Source organism: Pseudomonas sp. H2_A10 (assembly GCF_054680085.1).
On sequence record NZ_CP162821.1, the window covers coordinates 4,088,422 to 4,105,752 of the forward strand.

The window sequence follows — 17,331 nt, forward strand, 5'->3', positions numbered from 1 at the left end:
GGAAACCGTCCCATGAAGAAGTCGACTCTCGCGTTGTCGTTGTTAATGACCCTTTCGCCCCTGGCCGCCTTCGCCGCCACCACGGCGCCGCTGGACCTGGTAGGCCCGGTGTCGGACTACAAGATCTACGTCACCGAAGAAATCGGTGAGCTGGTGACCCAGACCCAGGCCTTCACCGACGCCATCAACCAAGGCGACCTGGCCACCGCCAAAAAACTCTACGCGCCGACCCGTGTGCACTATGAGTCCATCGAACCGATCGCCGAGCTGTTCAGCGACCTCGACGCGTCCATCGACTCCCGCGTGGACGACCACGAAAAAGGCGTGACCGCCGAAGACTTCACCGGTTTCCACCGCATCGAATATGCGCTGTTTTCGCAGAACTCGACCAAAGGCCTGGAGGCGCTCACCGCCAAGCTCAACACCGATGTCAACGACCTCAAGACCCGCGTCGATGGCCTGACCTTCCCGCCGGAAAAAGTCGTGGGCGGTGCCGCCGCCCTGCTTGAAGAAGTCGCCGCCACCAAGATCTCCGGCGAAGAAGACCGCTACAGCCACACCGACCTGTACGACTTCCAGGGCAACATCGACGGCGCGAAGAAAATCGTCGACCTGTTCCGTGGCCAGATCGGGCAGCAAGACAAGGCTTTCCTGGCCAAGGTCGACAAGAACTTCGCCAGCGTCGACAAGATCCTGGCCAAGTACAAAACCAAGGACGGCGGGTTCCAGACCTATGACAAGGTCAAGGAAGCCGACCGTAAAGCCTTGGTCGGCCCGGTCAATACCCTGGCTGAAGACCTCTCGATGTTGCGTGGCAAGCTGGGCTTGAACTGATTGGCCGCCTCGACATGCGCGCAGCCTGTACGGGCTGCCGCGGGGCCTCGGCCGCCGTGGTCTCAACTTGCCTGCGGCACGAACCGCTCCAGAGGGCTCCCTTCGGGTCTTTGGGTCAGGGGATTGATCGCATACCAGGAACCCTGTTTCTGAACCGCATCGACCTGTTGATTACCGATGAAGCCTTTGCGCGATCCCGCCCAGTGATTGGCCGAGGTGCCTGGGCCGGCGAAGAGGGCATCGCGCGCACCCATGGTCCATCGCCACTGCTCAAAGGTTTTCACCGGCAATAGGGCGCTTGATCCAATGCGAAATGGGCGCCCTAGCGCAAACGTTGCAAGGGCGTTCGGAGTCGCGCGCAAAATCTCGGGGACGCTTTCCACTGGATTGAATACCCCACGCAAAAATGTACCTGCCCCTTTCAATGCAACCGTGCTGAACGGCTTGCCATTGAAGCGCATCAGCAACTTCACCCCCTTGGCAAAGCTCTTAGCTCCCGCCAGCCCACCGGTGGCGACAAAAGATGCCAAGTCTATCAGCAGCCCTTTTACCCCCTCGCCGGTATTGCCCTCGACCAAATCAGTCAATGCGCCCACAAAAGGGATCAGGCTGAGTACCGTATGCACATTTTCAGCGGTAAAAATATTCTTGCCGGAGGGGAATGGGTAGGCACGGCGCCATTCGAGGTTGGTGGGTTGGTTGGCGTAGTCGATCAGCGCCTCACGCTTATCGTCAAAGCCATAGGCCAACATTGTTTCCACAAGCTTAGAGGTCGTGGAAGAAACGAAGGTATCGGGTGTGCGTTGATTTGTCTTGTCCACTGCTCCGCGCAATGGGCTGCCGTACTTTTCAATGATCACCTGCGAATTCATCCCGGGGCGTGGCACGGAGCCTGAGCGATAGGCCTCAAAATCATAGGGCAGCGACACACCGTCCTGCACGTTGATTTGATAATAGCCACCCAGCCCAGTGGGCTCACTGCCTTTGGTGATCTTGTCGCCAAGCGGAAGATTATCGGGCAAGTCCGTTCGTTCGATCATTTTCATCGAATTGGGGAACACTTCGTAATAGCCATATTTGGGGTTGGCCTGACCCGTTTCGTAGCGCATCAACAGGCCGTGAGTGCCGCGTTTGTTGGCCACGTTCGAGTCCGGCGCCTTATCTTTTTCCAGGCGTTCCCCGGTCCCTGTCCGAAGGCTAAAAAACTGGATCTCGTTTGACGATTCCAGCGCCATGCGCTGTTTCAGTGGTAATTCAGCGAAAGCCAGTTTCATCGCCGTAGCCTGGGCCTTTCGGATGTCGGCGATGTATTTGTCAACGGCGGGTTCCACCAGGGGCGCGATCGGCGGCAGCTGGCTAATACGCTGGAAGAAAGTCGCCTGGGAAATAGCGGGGTGATTGAAGTTGTATTTCTTGTCACCTATGAACAGAGCGTCGAGAGAAGAACTGAGCTTGAGCCAAAAGCTCTCATCTTCGGCCTGCCCCGCCAAAATGAAGTCAACCAGCAACGGCTGGCGAGTCTCCAGGTGTCCATGATTGCGAGGGTCATAAGGTTCATCGGTAATGAGGTCCAGCTTAGCCGTGCGAATTTCTTCCTCGGTCATTTCAGGAAACAACAAGGCCAGTTGTTTGACCAATACACTGGCTCGGGTAGGCGGCGCACCCGTCAACACTTCGAATGCACCGCGCGTGGTGTTTTCTCGCTCAGTAAAGGCGTTAGATGCCGCTTCATAATCCGTACTGGAGTAGGTGCGATCCGAAGTTGCCGGATAGACGCCCACCATGACGCCCCAGTCCAACAGTGCCCGGGCCCCCAACGCTTTGATCAATTTTTCTTGGTTAGGCCCTGCCGACTCCTGGCGTGCCAAAGCCAGGGCTTGCTGAAGGTTCAACCGCGAATCGCCTGCCATTGCACTGGCCAGGCGTAAGTTCATCCAGGCCGTGGAGCCAACCTTGATAGCGCCCGGGTCTGGGTTGAGTACGTTCAGGGGTTCGGCAGCCAAGCCTGGGTCTCTCTTGATCAGCATCTCCGGCGCCGCCTGGGCCAGATACAGGTGAGCCATCAGCGCCAAGACCTTGGGATCAACGCCTTTGTCTGCCAAGTGCCGCTCGACGTCGCCACGTACCTCTTTAAGCGTGCGGCCCCTATTAGCGGGCTGGTACAGATCGTAGCCTGCCACAACCCCTGGCAGGCCCGGCACCGGCGCGTTCACACTGAATTTGAGGGCCGTAGCCAAAACTTGATGGCGGTCGGCCCTTGTCAGCGCTTGACCATCGGCCACGGCAAACAGCTTGAGGGATTTAGCGATTGTGTCGGCCAGCGCGGTGGCGCCAGGGGAATCAAAAAAAGCCGCGAGTTGGCTGTCCGGATCGGGAAAGGATTGGAAACCCGACGAGGCAGGGGAAAAGTCCTTGAACAACGCCATGACCTGCGTCGAGGCGCTTCTGAATGTTTGACTGGAGGCGTCAGACAGGGCTTCCGTGCCCTGCCCATAGGGCGTCATGCTTGCGTAATTACCGGCCAGTGGAGGGTTGGGTAATTTCACGTTGAAACCGCTCAGGGCCGCGCGCATCTGGCCGACGGTCTGCGGAACGTCGAGGGCGTAGTGCGCCATGACCTGACGGGCGTCATAAGTACGCGTGGAATACAATGCATCACCGATTTTTTTACTCAGCACCACTAACGATTCCAGCTCCGCCCCCATCGTTCGCGCTGCAGCTTGCTCTTGCGCACTTTCCCAGCCTGACAGCTTCCCGACCTCGTCGTCGAAAGCACGCCGCAGCGATACCCACTGACCTGCACCGTCGCGCGCCTGCAAGTCGCCGTCGGACAGCCTGTATTCATGCCGCCTGAATTCACCGTCCTGCCTTTGAAAGCCGGCCTTATGCAAAAAGGCTTCGAACCGGGGCGATGCCAGGAATTTCAGAAACCGTTCACGGGGCTTTTTACTGCGCTGGTCCAAGGTGGAGCCGGGGGCGGCAACCAAGCTCAGCTCTTTCAGATTCAGCGTGTCGTTGTCACCTTTGCCCTCAACCAAGGGTTGTAACAGTTCGGACAGACGCCCCCGTAAGGCACTGTCCTCGTGGGACCGCCGCTGTTGTTTGAATTGCGCCTCCCACTGATCACGCTGCGCCTGTGATATTTGCGGCCAGCCACCACGCTTGAGCTGTTTGCCCAATAGGGGTGCGGCTTTTTCATTGTGCGGTGGCGCAACCCCGTAAAACTCCAACAGCACGATCAGTGGGATATTCGCCTGTGCCGCACCCGTGGCGATCGGAATGCCTCGGTTGTTCGGCGAGAGGATCCTTTGCAGTGCGGATACTCTTAGGCCGACTTGCCCCCAGCCGGAACCGTCAGTGGCGGTAAAACGTTGGAACGTTTCCTTGCCCTCGCGCACCACTATCCCTACCACGGCGTCGTCGAGCACCCGTATCGTGGCGGGCTTGAAGCCTGTGGATTTGAACCAGGCCTGCAGGGCCGGCTCTTTTATCGCATCGTTGTATAAGGAAATAAAGGGCGCGATTGAGGCTTTTTTCGGCACTGCGTTATCAGGAGCGGTACCGGAATGCAGCCACCGCATCAGGTTCTTTTGCAGCCTTTTGTCGGCATCCTGAGCATCTGCGACGACCGGGAAAAGACCTCCCGCGCCGGCAGCGCTGGCGGGAGACTCCTCCGTCACAGAGCCCGCATGACGCTTGACTCGGGTTTTCGATTCGCTCGACGGGCCGGCGAGCCCGTCCATACGCAACGCGCGCAGCGAACGACTGTTGTGTGCAAGACCTTGAGGTTGAGTTGGAAACGCGGGTTGTGGCGCCGCGTGAGCCTGGGAGGTTTCTACGGCGGGAAGCGGCGTTTCAGCCGCATGGAGAACGGACAACGCCGGCGCAACAGGAGCTCTGTTTATGGCTATCATTCTGACGAACGCTCTCTATACCAAGGGAATGGCGAGAGTCCTGTCCCTAGAACTGTCAGCAGAAAACGTACAGACCAACACCTAAACAAAACGTAGGGAAATTCCCAACGCTGTGAGTGCAATGCCTGAGCCGCGCGATAGACCCAGGCTTACAAGATGCGATAGAGCAAACGTTCAATCCGCACCCGGCTGACACGCCGTAGGAATTTGCCGACCGCCTCCGGGTAATCCGGCAGCGTCTCCAGTTGCTGGTAGCGCTCGATACGCGTGGTGTGCTGGAAAATCTGCCCCAGCTCACTTCGGCGCGGCGCCAGCCACTGCCCTTGCGGGTCATCGATCAACAAGGCGTTTTCCAGGTCGAGGCGGAACGCACGCGGGTTGAGGTTGTTGCCGGTCAGCAAGGTGTAGCGCTCATCGACCCACATGCCCTTGAGGTGGTAGGTGTTATCGCCGTCGCGCCACAGGTGCAGGTTGAGCTGGCCTTTGTCGATCATCGGCTGATGGCGCTTGGCGAAGCGACGCAGGCTGATTTCGTACAGGTAAGGCAAGGCCGCGATGACCTTGAACGGCTCGCTGGGTGGGATGTAGAAGTCGTTGGCGGTCTTGTCGCCCACGATGATGTCGATCTTCACGCCACGCGCCAGGGCGCGGTTGATCTCGCGGGTCACCGGCAGCGGCAGGTTGAAGTACGGTGTGCAGATGGTCAGTTGATGCTGGGCGCCGGCAATCAGCTCCAGGATCACCCGGCTCAGCGGGTTGTTCTTGCCCACGCCGAGCAGCGGGCTGACCGACAGCTGGCCGTTGGGCAACTGCCCCGCCGTGGTGTCATAGGCCGCGTGTTTGAGACGGCTGCGCAGGTCGCCGATGTCGTTGCGCAGGCTGCGGGTAGTCGGCGGGTTCGGCAGGTCCAGGCGGTGCACGGCCTTGGACGCCACCAGGCCGTGTTCCACCAGGTGTTGCATCGAGTCGGCCAAGGGTTTGCTGTGGATCAGGTGGTACCGGTCGAAGCGGTATTTGTCGAACTTGTGCAGGTACACATTATTCAGGCTGGCGCCGCTGTAAAGCACGCTGTCGTCGATCACAAAACCCTTGAGGTGCAGCACCCCGAACAGTTCGCGGGTTTGCACCGGCACCCCATACACCGGCACTTCGCTGGCGTGGCGTTGGGTCATGGCCTGGTACCAGGCGCTGTTGCCCGGCTGTTTGCCGGCACCGATCAGCCCGCGCTGGGCGCGCAGCCAGTCCACCACCACCACGATGTCCATTTCCGGGCGCGCGGCCTTGGCGGCGTGCAACGCGTCGTAGATTTCCTGCCCCGCTTCGTCGTGCTGCAAATACAGCGCAACGATGTAGATGCGGCGGGTGGCCTGGGGGATGAGCTCCAGCAGGCGACGACGATACGCGTCAGCACCGGACAGCACTTCAAGGGTGTCTGGCGTGAGGGCAAAACCACGTAGTTTGGGCAACAGGGAGCGTTTGAAGAACGACGGCATAAGGCTCGCAATGGGTCGAATCCGAAGAGGCCCCGAGCTTACACCATGGGTGTGCTCAGGTCTCGCTGCCTGACATGGAAAAAGCCGATTGACCAAGAAGAACGATCGTTCTACTGTCACGAGCATGAACGACATGACCCGTAATGAAACGCGCGACATCATCCTCGACGTCACCGAAAAACTGCTCTATCGCCATGGCATCGCCGCCACTGGCATGGACTTTCTGGTGAAAACCGCCGGTGTGTCGCGCAAAAGTATCTACCGCTACTTCGCCAATAAAGACGAGTTGGTGATGGCCGCCCTGCAACGTCGCGATCAGCGCTGGATGGATTGGCTACGTGGCGAAGTGGAACGCGTCGACGACAGCGGCGAGCGCCTGCTGGCGCTGTTCGGCGCGCTGAAAACCTGGTTTGCCTCAGCGGACTTTCGCGGCTGCGCCTTTATCAACACCAGCGGTGAAACCGGCGACCCGCACGACCCGGTCCGCCTGCTGGCCAAGGCCCATAAACAGAAACTGTTCGAGTACGCGCTCGAACTGTGTCAAGTCCATGGCACCCCCGAGCCCGAACGGCAGGCCGCGCAACTGCTGATCCTGATCGATGGCGCCATTACCGTTGCCCTGGTGATGGGCGACTCAACCGCCGCCGATAACGCGCAATGCATGGCGCGAACCTTATTGGGGCTATGAATACACCGCCGCGCAACTTCGTTTTAACAGGAGCCGTCAAATGTCAGCCACCCCACAAACACGCCCGCCGCTGCCGCCGTTCACCCGTGAATCGGCCATCGAAAAAGTCCGCCTGGCCGAAGACGGCTGGAACTCCCGGGACCCGCAACGGGTATCCCTGGCCTACACCCCGGACACGCAATGGCGTAACCGCGCCGAATTCGTCTCCAGCCGCGAAGAAGCCAAGGCGTTTCTCACGCGCAAGTGGGCCAAGGAGTTGGACTATCGGCTGATCAAGGAGCTATGGGCCTTCACCGATAACCGCATCGCCGTGCGCTATGCCTATGAATGGCACGACGACTCGGGCAACTGGTTTCGTTCGTATGGCAATGAGAACTGGGAGTTCGACGAGAACGGCCTGATGGCCCACCGCTTTGCCTGCATCAACGATAGGCCGATCAAGGAAAGCGAACGCAGGTTCCACTGGCCGTTGGGCCGGCGCCCGGACGAACATCCGGGGCTGTCCGACCTGGGCCTGTAAACCTGTGGGAAGGGGCTTGCTCCCGATAGCTGCCCTGCTGTCATCGGGAGCCGGCCCCCTTGCCTGTGGTGGCTAGTCCTGGTTCAACCCCACCCGATACAGCGCGCCGTCATCCTCGTCGGTGAGCACGTACAGAAACCCGTCAGGCCCCTGCCGCACGTCGCGAATACGTGCCTTCAAGCCGCCTAGCAAGCGTTCCTCATGCACCACTTTGTCACCCTCGAACTGCAAGCGAATCAGTTCCTGGCTGGCCAGCGCGCCGATAAACAGGTTGTGCTGCCACGCCTTGAAGCGGTCACCGTCATAGAACGCCATGCCACTGATGGCCGGCGACTTCTCCCACACATGGTGCGGCGCCACGGTGCCTTCGGCGGTCTTGCCCTTGGCTTCGGGAATCGGCGCCAGGGAGTAGTTGATGCCGTGGGTGGCCAGCGGCCAGCCGTAGTTTTTGCCACGTTCGATGATATTCACCTCATCGCCACCCCGTGGCCCATGTTCGTTTTCCCAAATCGTGCCGCTCCAGGGGTTCAGCGCCAAACCCTGCGGGTTGCGCTGGCCGTAGGACCAGATTTCGGGGCGCACGCCCGGCTGGCCGACAAAAGGGTTGTCATCCGGCACGCGACCATCCGGGAAAATCCGCACGACCTTGCCTTGCAGCTTGTCCAGGTCCTGGGCGGTAGGCCGTTCGTTGTTTTCTCCCAGGGTCACGAACAGGTAGCCATCGCGATCAAACGCCAGGCGCCCACCGAAGTGGTTGCCGGTGGAGAGCTTCGGCTCCTGGCGCAGGATCACCTTGAAATCCACCAAGCCGCTGAGGTCGGCCGCCAGGCGTCCACGGCCCACGGCGGTGCCGGCCGTCCCGCCTTTGCCGCCGCCTTCGGCATAAGACAAATACACCGTGCGGTCCTGCTTGAAGTCCGGCGACAGCACCACATCAAGCAAACCACCCTGCCCCTTGGCCCAGACGTCAGGCACGCCACTCAACGGGGCGGAGAGTTTGCCGTCGGGGCCGACAAACCGCAGGTGCCCTGGCCGTTCGGTAACCAGAAAGCCCTGCCGGTCCGGCAGGAAGGCCACCGCCCAGGGGTGGTCCAGGCCTTTGGCGATCGGAGTTACCGTGATACTGCCTTGCTCACTGGGGAACTGCTGGATATCGGCCGCATAAACAGGCGTCAGGATCATTGCGCACAAGGCGGCTGACAGGGTTTTGCGTAGCAACATAGAGGAATCCTTACCGGCGATTGCCGTTGGCATCATAAGTGGGGGCTTTGGTCTCGGTGGCCGGGCGGCTGGGGGCGGCTTCGCGCTGGGGATAGCGGTTGCCGATGCCGCGGTTTTCCAGGGTGGGCGGGCGCGTGGTCGGCCCGGTCTGAATACCCCGAACCGCCGGCGCACTGGGCTGGGTGCCCTGCATGCTGTTGGGGTTGGCCCGGTGGATCGGGCCGTTATTCGGGTTGTTGTTGCCGGGCAGGTTTTGCGCCTGGGCGAACGGCCCCAGGCTCAGGCCCAGCAATAACGCGGCGACATGGCGTACACAGGTGTTCATGACAAAGCCTCTCTGGGACGCGGAGTACGTGCTTTCGATGCCACGCTACGCCTGGGGTTCGGCTTTGGTAACTAAATACTTCCTCATCAGATGTAACACGATCTGTCCGCATATCCGTCCGGCGAAACTTTTCCCACCGCGTTCAAGTCACCAGAACACACAGGCTTCTTATAAAGGAATCGTACTTATGCCACGGGCAATCTGGAAAGGCGCCATCAGCTTCGGCTTGGTTCATATCCCCGTGTCACTGGTCTCGGCCACATCCGCCCAGGGCGTGGACTTTGACTGGCTGGACAAGCGCAGCATGGACCCGGTGGGCTACAAGCGCATCAACAAAACCACCGGCAAAGAGGTGACCAAGGAGAACATCGTCAAGGGCGTGGCGTTTGAGAAAGGCCGCTATGTGGTACTCAGCGAAGAGGAGATTCGCTCGGCGCACCCCAAGTCCACCCAGACCATCGAAATCATCGCCTTCGTCGCCAGCGACCAGATCCCCTTGCCGAACATCGACACCCCGTACTTTCTGGCCCCGGATAAACGTGGCGGCAAGGTCTATGCGTTGCTGCGCGAAACCCTCAAGAAAACCCGCAAGGTCGCGCTGGCCAACGTGGTACTGCACACCAAACAGCACTTGGCGGCCGTGATGCCCCTGGAGTCCGCCATGGTGCTGGTGATGCTGCGCTGGCCCGCCGAAGTGCGCAGCCTGGACCAACTGGAACTGGGCAGCGACGTCACCCAGCCGAGCCTGGCCAAAGGCGAACTCGACATGGCCAAGCGCCTGGTGGAAGACATGAGCGCCGACTGGCAGCCTGACGAATACCGCGACACCTTCCAGGAAAAAATCATGGCCCTGGTGGCGAGGAAGGCTAAGGCCGGCAAGATCGAAGACGTGGAATCCCAGGAGGCCGGCGAAGAACGCAAGTCGGCCGATGTGGTTGACCTCACCGAGCTGCTCAAGCGCAGCCTGGCGGGTAAGCCGGCGGCGAAAAAAACGGCCGCGAAAAAGTCCACCAAGAAGGCCTCCTGAGCCCGCCGTACGTTGGAGAAAGCCATGGCAAAGCCTCTGAGTGAATACAACCGCAAGCGTGATTTCAACATCACCGCCGAACCCTCCGGCAGCGCGCCCGCCGGCAAGCGCAAGGCGTCGGCGCTGTCGTTCGTGATCCAGAAACACGATGCGCGCAACCTGCACTATGACTTTCGCCTGGAACTTGACGGTGTGCTCAAGAGCTGGGCGGTGCCCAAGGGCCCCAGCCTGGACCCCAGCCAGAAACGCCTGGCCGTGCATGTGGAGGATCACCCGCTGAGCTATGGCGCGTTCGAAGGGAGCATCCCGGCCGGCCAGTATGGCGCCGGCGATGTGATCGTCTGGGACCGTGGCGTCTGGCAACCCCATGACGATCCGCACAAGGCCTACGCCGCCGGCAAGCTCAAATTTACCCTGGTCGGCGAAAAACTCTCGGGGGACTGGGCCTTGGTACGCACCCGCTTAAGGGCCAGCGGCGACAAGCAACAATGGCTGCTGATCAAGGAAAAAGACACACAGGCACGCCCCGCCGCCGACTACGACATCGTAGAGGCCGAACCGAAAAGCGTGCTCAGCGATGCCTCGGTCGGCACATCCAAGGTCGACAAACCCAAGCCCAAGCCCAAGCGCCGGGCAACAGCGCAAAAGGCCGCGGCCGACCTCCCCGAACACTTCACGCCGCAGTTGGCGACCCTGGTGGACCGCGCACCGGAAGGCGACTGGCTGTATGAAATCAAGTTCGACGGTTATCGCATGCTGACGCGCATACGCGATGGCGAAGTGCGCCTGTTCACCCGCAACGGCCATGACTGGACTGACCGCTTGCCGCGCCAGGCCAAGGCGCTGCAGGCGCTCAAGCTCAAGGACAGTTGGCTCGATGGCGAAGTGGTCAGCCTCAACGGCGAGGGGTTGCCGGATTTCCAGGCGCTGCAAAATGCCTTCGACATCGGCCGCAGCCTGGACATCGTTTATTACGTGTTTGACGCGCCGTTCCTCGCGGGGCAAGACATGCGCCACAAACCCGTAGAAGAACGCCGCGCGGCACTCAAGTCGGCGCTGGCGGGCAGCAAGAGCAAGCTGCTGCGGTTTTCCGAAGCGTTCACCGCCCATCATCAGGATATTTTTGAAAGCGCCTGTGACCTCGCCCTGGAAGGCGTGATCGGCAAACGTCGGGGCAGCCCCTATGTGTCCAGCCGCAACGCTGACTGGATCAAACTCAAATGCCGCTTGCGCCAGGAGTTTGTGATCGTCGGTTACACCCGCCCCCAGGGTTCGCGCAGCGGTTTTGGCGCCCTGCTGCTGGCGGTCAATGACGATGCCGGGCTGGTCTATGCCGGCCGGGTGGGCACCGGTTTCGACCAGGCGTCGCTGGCCAGTATCCACGCGCAACTCAAGCCATTGGAGCGTACGTCTTCGCCGCTGCAAAAACCCTTGACCAGCGCCCAGGCGCGCGGAGTGCATTGGGTAGAACCGAGCCTGGTGTGCGAGGTGCAGTTCGCCGAATGGACCCGCGAGGGCGTGGTGCGGCAGGCCGCTTTCGTGGCGCTGCGCAGCGACAAACCCGCCGCGCAGATCGTGCATGAACAGCCGCGCACGGCCAAATCGCTCAAGGCGCAGCCCGCCAAAAAGGCCACCAGCGGGGTGAAGATCACCCACCCCGAGCGCGTGATCGACCGGCAAAGCGGCACGCAAAAACAGCAGCTGGCGCAGTTTTACGACAGCATCAGTGAGTGGATCCTGCCCTTTCTGCGCAATCGACCGGTGTCGTTGTTAAGGGCGCCGGAGGGCATCGAGGGCGAGCAGTTCTTTCAGAAGCACGCCGAACGCCTGGCGATTCCCAATATCACCCAGCTGGACCCTGCGCTGGATCCAGGCCATGCGCGGCTGATGCAGATCGACAATGCCCAAGCGCTGGTGGGCGCCGTGCAAATGGGCACCGTCGAGTTGCATACATGGGGCGCCACCACGGACAAAATCGAAACGCCGGACCTGTTTGTACTCGACCTCGACCCGGACCCCGCCCTGCCCTGGAAAACCATGCTGGAAGCGGCGCGACTGAGCTTGTCGGTGCTCGACGAGCTGGGGCTTGATGCGTTCGTCAAAACCAGCGGCGGCAAAGGCCTGCACCTGGTGGTGCCACTGGCGCGGCGTGATGGCTGGGACACGATAAAGGCCTTCGCCAAAGCCATTGCCCAGTTCATGGCGCAACAACTGCCCGAGCGCTTTACCGCCACTTCGGGGCCGAAAAACCGGGTGGGCAAGATCTTTATCGACTACCTGCGCAATGCTCGCGGCGCCAGCACCGTGGCCGCCTATTCCGTGCGTGCGCGGCCGGGGCTGCCAGTGTCGGTGCCGGTCAGTCGCGAGGAGTTGGAGCACGTGCGCGGCGCCCAACAGTGGACGGTGGCCAACCTGCAGCAGCGCTTGCAGGCGTTGAAAGACGATCCCTGGGCGGGGTATGCCAACCGGCAGAAGATCAGCAAAAAAATGTGGGACAAGCTGGGCGCCCGCCCCCCGCAGTAAAGGGCGCCCCGGCCAGGTCTCAGATCAGGATAAAAACCAGCGCCAATGCCGCGAAGATCGCCCACTTCTCCAGGTAGTAGCGCATGCGGTTGCGCTTTTTCAGCTCTTTGCCGCGCAAGCGAATTTTGTACAGCCGGGTGAAGGCGCGGTTAAGCCCGCCGGTCTTGTCGCCATCATCGTTGGGGGAGCCCGCGGCAGCCATCACCGTGCGGCTGAACCAGCGATTGAACGCGGCAGCCCAGCGGTACTTCATCGGGCGTTCGATATCGCAGAACAAAATGATGCGGTTGTGCTGCGTGGTGTTCTCGGCGAAATGGATATAGGTCTCGTCGAACATCACCGGCTCGCCGTCGCGCCAGTAGTAGTTTTCGCCGTCCACATTGATGTAGCAGCCCGGATCATTCGGCGTGTCCAGGCCCAAGTGATAACGGTAGGAACCCGCATAGGGGTCGCGATGACGCACCAACTTGGAGCCCGGCGGCAACTCGGCGAACATCGCCGCCTTGATCGAACCGATGCTCTGCACCAACTGCGTGGTACGCGGGCACAGCTTCATCGCCGATGGGTGGCTGTCGCCGTACCACTTGAGATAGAAACGCTTCCAACCCGATTTGAAAAACGAGTTGAAGCCCACGTCGTTATATTGCTCGGAGCGCTTGATCGCCCCGGCGCGCATCAGGTCCTGGCCTTCCTGGCGGATCTCTTCCCAGTGTTCCTGCAACGGGCTCAGGTCGGGGAAGTCACTGGGCGACAGGTAAGGTCGGCTGGGCAGCTTGGAGAAGAGATAAAGCAAGCAATTGACCGGCGCCAGGAAGGTCGAATGATCACTGAGCTGGCGGCCCAGCTTGTGTCGCACCCGGCCGCGCAGATGAACATACGCAATGGAGGCAACATAGAGAGCAACAATGATGAGTTTCAAGGGATTTCGTCACACGTCAGAAGAGAACAGGCTGCTCCCGCGTGCCCACGACGGCCGGGGATGGATGCAGCACCTGAAATCACAATTCAAACCGTCATCACGAAGCGGTTGGAGGGCGCCGGTTCGTGACCAGTGGTAGTTATTTAGCCACAGATTGTAACCAAAAGTTAATCAAGAATTGTGAAAAGCTGTCTATTGGCCAGTCAAGTCGGCCAAGCCGCCGCGCGCAAAAAAGCAGACATTTTTCTACGCCCGGTTACACTTCAGCCGGTTCAGTACGCGGCAACCGGCTACCGCCGTCGCTTAGCCCTTCAGCAAAAAGGAAGTTGCATGTCATCCCTTTCAGACCCCGATTTTCAAGCCCTGCAAGGTAACTGGGAGCAAACGCGCCTCGAAGACAGCGGCGTGCTCAACCCCGCCGACGCCCACAGCGCCCCTGGGGCAATTACCACTATTTCGGGTGACCGCTTCGAAGTCCGAACAGTCGACGGCGCGGTGTTGCTCAAGGGCCGTTTTTTGCTCGACAGCACCACCACGCCCAAGAGCATTACCTGGGTAGACGCCATCGGGGATGACGCCGGCAAATACCTGCCCGCCAGTTATCGCCTGGAGCAGGACGAGTTTGTGTTTATTGCAGCGGACGAGCACCAGCCCAGACCGCAGGTATTCAGCACGGGCCCCGGCCAAACCATGCGTACGTTCATACGGCGTGCCCCGCATAACCGTGGCGCCTAGAAAAGAAGCCCGACGGCCCGGGATTGAAAACACTGGGCCGCGCGCGAAACTAATCCGCAGCCTTACAAGTCATTAAAGCAATCCGTGTTCAGCCGTTGAACGCGCTTCGGAAGATCTCGCCGTGGCCCATCGCTCCGACCTGCGTAATACCTTGTCCCTGGACAGCCTGAATTTCTTCCTGGCGGATGTGCGTGACGGCCTTGGCCCCTACCTGGCAATTTACCTGCTGGCGGTGCACCAATGGGACCCGGCCAGCATCGGTGTGGTCATGACGCTCGCCGGTATCGCGGCCTTGATCACCCAGGGCCCGGCAGGCGCGCTGATCGATCGTACCCGCAGCAAGCGCGCGGTGATCGCCGTGGCGGCGCTGCTGGTGACGGCCAGTTGCCTGATGCTGCCGTTTGTCAGTTCATTCGGATGGGTCGCGTTGACCCAGGCCGCCAGTGCCGTCGCCGCCTCGGTGTTCGCGCCGGCAATCTCGGCGATTTCCCTGGGCATTACCGGGCCGCGCGCGTTTACCCGTCGTACCGGACGCAACGAAACCTTCAACCACGCCGGTAATGCGGTGGCCGCGCTATTGGCCGGCGGCCTGGCTTATCTGTTCGGTCCCGTGGTGGTGTTTTACCTGATGGCCTTTATGGCGGTGGCCAGCGTTATCGCAGTCAGTTGCGTGTCGGCCAGGGCAATCGATCATGACGTCGCGCGCGGCTTCGACCCGGCCCATCACACCGACCACGAGCAACCCTCGGGCCTTGAGGTGTTGCTGGCCAACCGCCCGCTGCTGCTGTTCGCCATTTGCTGCGCGCTGTTTCACCTGGCCAATGCCGCGATGCTGCCGCTGGTCAGCCAGAAGCTGTCGCAGATCAACCTGCAGATGGCCACGCCCCTGACCTCGGCATGCATCGTCGCCGCGCAATTGGTGATGGTGCCGGTGGCCTGGCTGGTGGGGGTCAAGGCCGATGTGTGGGGGCGCAAGCCGCTGCTGCTCGCCGGTTTCTTGATCCTGCCATTGCGCGGCGTGCTGTACACCTTGTCGGGTGATCCCTACTGGCTGGTGGCGGTGCAGTTGCTCGACGGCGTGGGCGCGGGAATCTTCGGCGCGCTGTTCCCGGTGATCGTCAAGGACCTGACTCAAGGCACCGGACGCTTCAACGTCAGCCTGGGTGCCCTGTCGACGGTGTTTGGCCTGGGCGCGGCGTTGAGCAACAGCCTGGCCGGTTTCGTGGTGCAACAGGCGGGCTACAACGCGGCGTTCCTGACCCTGGCCGGCGTAGCAGCCGTGGCATTGGCGCTATTGTGGCTGGCGATGCCGGAAACCTTGGCAACACCATCTTTCGCGTGCCATACAACTGTCGCCTGACATATGCGACAATGCGCGCCAAATTCCAACACACATCCCCCATTTTTTGCTCAGCGACCGGGTTTCGCGCCTTGATGTCGCTGTTGATGCCTGCCTGACGGCGCTTGCCGCCATGCTCGCAACCCATTGATAGGTAAAGTAATTGATCTCCACAGCTAACATCACCATGCAGTTCGGCGCCAAGCCGCTCTTCGAGAATGTCTCGGTCAAGTTCGGCGCCGGTAACCGTTATGGTTTGATCGGTGCCAACGGTTGCGGCAAGTCGACCTTCATGAAAATCCTCGGTGGCGACCTTGATCCGTCCGGTGGCCAGGTCATGCTCGAGCCGAACGTGCGCTTGGGTAAACTGCGCCAGGACCAGTTCGCCTACGAAGAATTCACCGTGCTCGACACCGTGATCATGGGCCACGAGGAGCTGTGGAAGGTCAAGGCCGAGCGTGACCGTATCTACTCGCTGCCCGAAATGAGCGAAGACGACGGCATGGCCGTGGCCGAGCTGGAAACCGAGTTCGCCGAAATGGACGGCTACACCGCCGAATCCCGCGCCGGTGAGCTGCTGCTGGGCCTGGGTATTCCCCTGGAACAACACTTCGGCCCGATGAGCGAGGTGTCGCCTGGCTGGAAGCTGCGCGTATTGCTGGCCCAGGCGCTGTTTTCCGACCCTGAAGTGCTGTTGCTCGACGAACCGACCAACCACTTGGACATCAACACCATCCGCTGGCTGGAAAACATCCTGACCCAGCGCTCCAGCCTGATGATCATCATCTCTCACGACCGTCACTTCCTGAACAGCGTGTGCACCCACATGGCTGACCTGGACTACGGCGAGTTGCGCCTGTTTCCGGGCAACTACGACGAATACATGACCGTGGCGACCCAGTCGCGCGAGCAACTGCTGTCGGACAACGCCAAGAAAAAGGCGCAGATCTCCGAGCTGCAATCGTTCGTCAGCCGCTTCTCGGCCAACGCCTCGAAAGCCAAGCAGGCGACTTCCCGTGCCAAGGCGATCGACAAGATCCAGCTGGCCGAAGTCAAGCCGTCGAGCCGTGTGAGCCCGTTCATCCGTTTCGAGCAGAACAAAAAGCTGCACCGCCAGGCGGTCATGGTCGAAAAGATGGCCAAAGGTTTCGACGGCAAGCCGCTGTTCAAGGATTTCAGCTTCCAGGTTGAAGCCGGCGAGCGCGTGGCGATCATCGGCCCGAACGGTATCGGCAAGACCACCCTGCTGCGCACCCTGGTCAACGAACTGACCCCGGACGCGGGCAGCATCAAGTGGACCGACGCCGCGGAGCTGGGCTACTACGCCCAGGACCACGCCCACGACTTCGAAGACGACATGAGCCTGTTCGACTGGATGGGCCAGTGGACCCAGGGCGAACAAATGATCCGTGGCACGCTGGGCCGCATGCTGTTCTCCAACGACGAGATCCTCAAGTCGGTCAAGGTGATCTCCGGTGGTGAGCAAGGCCGCATGTTGTTCGGCAAGCTGATCCTGCAAAAGCCGAACGTGCTGATCATGGACGAACCGACCAACCACTTGGACATGGAGTCCATCGAAGCACTGAACCTGGCGTTGGAGAACTACCCGGGCACGCTGATCTTCGTCAGCCACGACCGTGAGTTCGTGTCGTCCCTGGCCACCCGCATCATCGAGCTGAGCGCCGATGGCGTGATCGACTTCAGCGGCACCTATGACGATTACCTGCGCAGCCAGGGCGTGGTGTTCTAAGTACAACGCTCAGCGGCAAGCACAACGCAGGACCCACATGTGG

13 protein-coding genes are annotated in these 17,331 nt (G+C 60.7%); 8 read left to right on the forward strand and 5 right to left on the reverse strand.

Annotated elements, in window-relative coordinates; genetic code table 11:
- The first annotated feature begins 12 nt into the window (after positions 1–12).
- Positions 13–834 carry an iron uptake system protein EfeO gene (efeO, locus tag AB4O23_RS19290; protein ID WP_017529010.1) on the forward strand — a complete coding sequence of 274 codons (822 nt, stop codon included), beginning with the start codon at positions 13–15 and terminating at the stop codon, positions 832–834.
- Positions 835–896: 62 nt separating this feature from the next.
- Here efeO and AB4O23_RS19295 read toward each other — a convergent pair whose 3' ends face one another.
- On the reverse strand, positions 897–4,748 hold the full coding sequence (locus AB4O23_RS19295) for a hypothetical protein (RefSeq protein WP_460060277.1): 3,852 nt from the start codon (positions 4,746–4,748) through the stop codon (positions 897–899).
- Positions 4,749–4,897: 149 nt separating this feature from the next.
- Positions 4,898–6,241 carry a CDP-diacylglycerol--serine O-phosphatidyltransferase gene (pssA, locus tag AB4O23_RS19300; RefSeq protein ID WP_460060278.1) on the reverse strand — a complete coding sequence of 448 codons (1,344 nt, stop codon included), beginning with the start codon at positions 6,239–6,241 and terminating at the stop codon, positions 4,898–4,900.
- A gap of 124 nt (positions 6,242–6,365) precedes the next feature.
- Between pssA and AB4O23_RS19305 the strand changes: the two genes are divergently transcribed.
- Positions 6,366–6,929 carry a TetR/AcrR family transcriptional regulator gene (locus AB4O23_RS19305; RefSeq protein ID WP_065876885.1) on the forward strand — a complete coding sequence of 188 codons (564 nt, stop codon included), beginning with the start codon at positions 6,366–6,368 and terminating at the stop codon, positions 6,927–6,929.
- A gap of 40 nt (positions 6,930–6,969) precedes the next feature.
- Positions 6,970–7,449, forward strand: coding sequence for a nuclear transport factor 2 family protein (locus AB4O23_RS19310; RefSeq protein ID WP_017529005.1), 480 nt, complete (start codon positions 6,970–6,972; stop codon positions 7,447–7,449).
- 72 nt (positions 7,450–7,521) lie between these two features.
- Here AB4O23_RS19310 and AB4O23_RS19315 read toward each other — a convergent pair whose 3' ends face one another.
- Positions 7,522–8,670, reverse strand: a complete 1,149-nt coding sequence (locus AB4O23_RS19315; protein WP_017529004.1) for a PQQ-dependent sugar dehydrogenase — start codon at positions 8,668–8,670, stop codon at positions 7,522–7,524.
- A gap of 10 nt (positions 8,671–8,680) precedes the next feature.
- Positions 8,681–8,995 (reverse strand): hypothetical protein, encoded by a 315-nt coding sequence (locus AB4O23_RS19320; protein WP_017529003.1) that lies wholly within the window; start codon positions 8,993–8,995, stop codon positions 8,681–8,683.
- Between the two features lie 187 nt (positions 8,996–9,182).
- Between AB4O23_RS19320 and ku the strand changes: the two genes are divergently transcribed.
- The gene (gene ku, locus AB4O23_RS19325; RefSeq protein WP_065876883.1) at positions 9,183–10,022 is read left to right on the forward strand and encodes a non-homologous end joining protein Ku; all 840 of its coding nucleotides are present in this window, start codon (positions 9,183–9,185) and stop codon (positions 10,020–10,022) included.
- Between the two features lie 24 nt (positions 10,023–10,046).
- The gene (ligD, locus tag AB4O23_RS19330) at positions 10,047–12,545 is read left to right on the forward strand and encodes a DNA ligase D (protein ID WP_460060280.1); all 2,499 of its coding nucleotides are present in this window, start codon (positions 10,047–10,049) and stop codon (positions 12,543–12,545) included.
- Between the two features lie 19 nt (positions 12,546–12,564).
- On the opposite strand, the gene lpxO is transcribed toward ligD, so the two are convergent.
- Positions 12,565–13,464: a lipid A hydroxylase LpxO gene (gene lpxO, locus AB4O23_RS19335; RefSeq protein WP_017529000.1), complete on the reverse strand. Its 900-nt coding sequence runs from the start codon at positions 13,462–13,464 to the stop codon at positions 12,565–12,567.
- Between the two features lie 330 nt (positions 13,465–13,794).
- On the opposite strand from lpxO, the gene AB4O23_RS19340 reads away from it, so the two are divergent.
- The 3 genes from AB4O23_RS19340 to AB4O23_RS19350 all read left to right on the forward strand — a co-directional run bounded on the left by AB4O23_RS19340 (position 13,795) and on the right by AB4O23_RS19350 (position 17,288).
- Positions 13,795–14,199 carry a TIGR03067 domain-containing protein gene (locus tag AB4O23_RS19340; RefSeq protein WP_460060282.1) on the forward strand — a complete coding sequence of 135 codons (405 nt, stop codon included), beginning with the start codon at positions 13,795–13,797 and terminating at the stop codon, positions 14,197–14,199.
- A gap of 121 nt (positions 14,200–14,320) precedes the next feature.
- Positions 14,321–15,559 (forward strand): MFS transporter, encoded by a 1,239-nt coding sequence (locus AB4O23_RS19345; RefSeq protein ID WP_460060284.1) that lies wholly within the window; start codon positions 14,321–14,323, stop codon positions 15,557–15,559.
- 142 nt (positions 15,560–15,701) lie between these two features.
- A complete protein-coding gene (locus AB4O23_RS19350; protein ID WP_026067350.1) occupies positions 15,702–17,288 on the forward strand; it encodes an ABC-F family ATPase in 1,587 nt (528 codons plus the stop codon).
- The last annotated feature ends 43 nt before the right edge of the window (positions 17,289–17,331 follow it).

What these genes read in the sequence shown, in the direction of transcription:
- AB4O23_RS19295 (WP_460060277.1), bottom strand. Translation starts at nt 4,748, where the DNA reads ATGATAGCCATAAACAGAGCTCCTGTTGCGCCGGCGTTGTCCGTTCTC.
- efeO (WP_017529010.1), top strand. Translation starts at nt 13, where the DNA reads ATGAAGAAGTCGACTCTCGCGTTGTCGTTGTTAATGACCCTTTCGCCC.
- AB4O23_RS19315 (WP_017529004.1), bottom strand. Translation starts at nt 8,670, where the DNA reads ATGTTGCTACGCAAAACCCTGTCAGCCGCCTTGTGCGCAATGATCCTG.
- AB4O23_RS19310 (WP_017529005.1), top strand. Translation starts at nt 6,970, where the DNA reads ATGTCAGCCACCCCACAAACACGCCCGCCGCTGCCGCCGTTCACCCGT.
- AB4O23_RS19305 (WP_065876885.1), top strand. Translation starts at nt 6,366, where the DNA reads ATGAACGACATGACCCGTAATGAAACGCGCGACATCATCCTCGACGTC.
- pssA (WP_460060278.1), bottom strand. Translation starts at nt 6,241, where the DNA reads ATGCCGTCGTTCTTCAAACGCTCCCTGTTGCCCAAACTACGTGGTTTT.
- AB4O23_RS19320 (WP_017529003.1), bottom strand. Translation starts at nt 8,995, where the DNA reads ATGAACACCTGTGTACGCCATGTCGCCGCGTTATTGCTGGGCCTGAGC.
- ku (WP_065876883.1), top strand. Translation starts at nt 9,183, where the DNA reads ATGCCACGGGCAATCTGGAAAGGCGCCATCAGCTTCGGCTTGGTTCAT.
- AB4O23_RS19340 (WP_460060282.1), top strand. Translation starts at nt 13,795, where the DNA reads ATGTCATCCCTTTCAGACCCCGATTTTCAAGCCCTGCAAGGTAACTGG.
- ligD (WP_460060280.1), top strand. Translation starts at nt 10,047, where the DNA reads ATGGCAAAGCCTCTGAGTGAATACAACCGCAAGCGTGATTTCAACATC.